This is a genomic window from uncultured Sphingomonas sp. (assembly GCF_946477935.1).
Classification (GTDB): Bacteria; Pseudomonadota; Alphaproteobacteria; order Sphingomonadales; family Sphingomonadaceae; genus Sphingomonas.
Genome location: NZ_CAMLAC010000345.1, coordinates 1 through 2,642, shown reverse-complemented (window position 1 = coordinate 2,642; position 2,642 = coordinate 1). Strand labels below are relative to the sequence as shown.

The 2,642-nt window shown below is 73.8% G+C and carries 2 pseudogenes; both read left to right on the top strand.

From position 1 onward, the window contains the following. Positions 1–1,182, top strand: a pseudogene (locus Q0U08_RS19650) (ATP-dependent helicase); the annotation flags it as partial. Next, a pseudogene (locus Q0U08_RS19645) lies at positions 1,179–2,642 on the top strand (hypothetical protein); the annotation flags it as partial. The pseudogenes Q0U08_RS19650 and Q0U08_RS19645, both read left to right, overlap by 4 nt.

The following is a 2,642-nucleotide window of genomic DNA, read 5'->3' as shown; positions in this document are numbered from 1 at the left end:
GGGATCGACCGGGCGGCGGCGCGGGATCTGGCCGAGCGGATACGTGACGAGCAAGCGGACGAGCGGGTGCGGGCGGCGGTTCGCGATCTGGATGATGGGGATGAGGCGCGGCGGGCGCGGCTGAAGCGCGAACAGGCGGACCTGGCGGCGATGCTGGAGAAGGCGCGGGCCCGCGTCGGCGTGGACACCGGAGAATTGCAATCGGTGGTCGGACTGGCGCTGAACCGCGCCGGCGGTGGCTGGGGGGCGAGCGCGGCGGTGGGCGACACGCAGGTCTTCACGCTGGATCAGGCCAGCCCCGCCCTCGCCAACGACCCGAGCTGGCAACCGATGCTGGACGAATTGCGCGCACGCGGCCCCAGGCCGGGCGAGCGGCCGGGAGAATGGCGGGCAAGTGCGGACGCAGGCGTACGGCGGGTGAGCTTTGCGCCCGCCATCCTGCCCGATGGGCGCGATGCAGGCGATGTGGTGCAATTGCATCTGGAACACCGGCTGGTGCGGCGGCTGCTCGGGCGATTTCTGTCGGCAGGGTTTCAGCAGGGGCTGGACCGGGCATGCGTGATCGAAACGCCCGTCACCCCTGCCCCGCGCGTCGTGCTGGTCGGGCGGTTGGCCCTCTATGGCGAGCATGCGGCACGGCTGCACGAGGAAGTGTTGAGCGTCGCGGCCGACTGGCGGGATCGGTCGCGTGACCCGTCGCCGCTGCGCCCGCTGGCGGAGGGGCGGGATGCCGAGGCGCGGGTGCTGGATGAACTGATCGCGGCCTTGCAGGATGCGCGGACGGCCGGAGCGGCGATCGCAAGCATGGCGACGGCGCATGCGGAGGCGGACATCAGTGATCTGCGCGGCGTGCTGGAGGCGCGCGCGGCGGTTCGGGCGGAACGGGTGGCGGCCGAGCTGGCGAAGCGCGCGGCGGCCGAGGCGGCGGGGCTGGAAGCGCTGCTAAGCCAGCGGATCGCGCGCATCCGGCGCGAGCGGGGCGAGGACGACCGGCAGTTCGCGCTGTTGCTCGATCCGGCCGAGGCGCGGCAGCGCGCGGCGGATCGGCGGTCCTGGGAGCGGGCGGCGACACGGCTGGACGACGAGCTGGTGCGGGAGCCCGAACGGCTGCGCACCGCCGCGCGGGTGCGGGCGACGCGGCTGGAGCCGATCGGCCTGATCTATCTGTGGCCGGCGGCATGAGCGGGACGATCGACGGCGGGCGGCACGATTGGCTGGGCTATCTGCAGCCGGAGGGGCTGGTGGTGGCACCGGCGGCGCTGGCGCGGATCGGGGTGTGGCCGGCGCCGCAGACGGCCGCGGACAGCGAGGCAGTTGGGCGGGCGCTGACGGGGGAGCCGTGGGCGCTGTTTCGCGACGTGCTGGGCTGGGCGCCGGAGCGGGTGGCGGGAGCGCCGGGCGGCCCCTTGCTGCCGGAGGCGTTGCGGGTGGCGTTCGATGGCGGCGAAACGCTGCTGGAGCCGGACTGGGCGGTGTTGGCACCCGACGGGACGGTGCAGTTGCTGGTGCGGATCGAGGCGGAGGACCTGATGCTCGACCGGCGGGGGACGCTGGCGGGGTGGGAGGCGACGGCGCAGCAGCGGTTCGAGCGGTTGCTGCGGGAAACGGGCGTGCCGGCCGGGGTGATCCTGGGCGCGCGCGAGACGGGGCGGCGCGAGGGGGCGACGCATGAGCGGGTGCTGCGGCTGGTGGTGGCGCCGAAGGGCGAGGTCGCCGGGCACATGACTTGGCCGCTGGAGGCGCTGACGCAGGTGGCGGGGCGCGGGATGCTGGCAAGGCTGAAGCTGCTGCTGGACGCGCATGCGCTGTTCACCGGGCCGCCGTCGCACCGCCTGCCCGCGCTGCTGGCGGAAAGCCGGGCGGCGCAGGCGGACGTATCGGCGCGGCTTGCCGGGCAGGTGCTGGCGAGCCTGCACGAGTTGCTGCGCGGGCTGGACGCGGCCGATCCGGTGCGGGTGCGGGCCCTCGCCGCGCAGGCGCCGCAGCATCTGTACGAGGCGGTGCTCACCGTGCTGCTGCGCCTGATCTTCATCCTGTATGCGGAGGATCGCGGGCTGATGCCCTCTGCCGCCGGGGCCACGGCCAAAATGCTGTACGAGCAGGGCTATGCGCTGGGCGGACTGCACATGCGGCTGCGCGACGATGCCGCGCTGTACCCGGACACGATGGACGAGCGGCGGGGTGGCTGGGGCCGGCTGCTGGCGCTGTTCCGGCTGGTGAGCCGAGGACATCCATCGGGCTTCATGCAGCCGCGCGGCGGCAAGCTGTTCAGCGAGGATGCGTTTCCCTTCCTGCTGGGGCGCGAGCAACCGGGGGATCCCGACCGGGTGCTGCCGGTGGGGGACGGGTGCATCCTGCGCGTGCTGGACGGCCTGCTGATCCTGGGTGGCGAGCGGGTGGCGTACCGGTCGCTGAGCGTCGAGCAGATCGGATCGGTCTACGAGACGGTGATGGGCTTCACCGTGGAGCGCGCCGCGGGCGCGATGCTGGCGATCCGCGCCGGCAAGGGCAATCGGGTGCCGGTGTGGGTGGATCTGGACGCGCTGGCGACGGCGAAGGGCGGCGAGCGCGAAAAGCTGCTGAAGCTGTGGACCGGGCGCGGCGCCTATCCCGCCGCGGTCTCGCGGGCGCTCCGGTCGGCG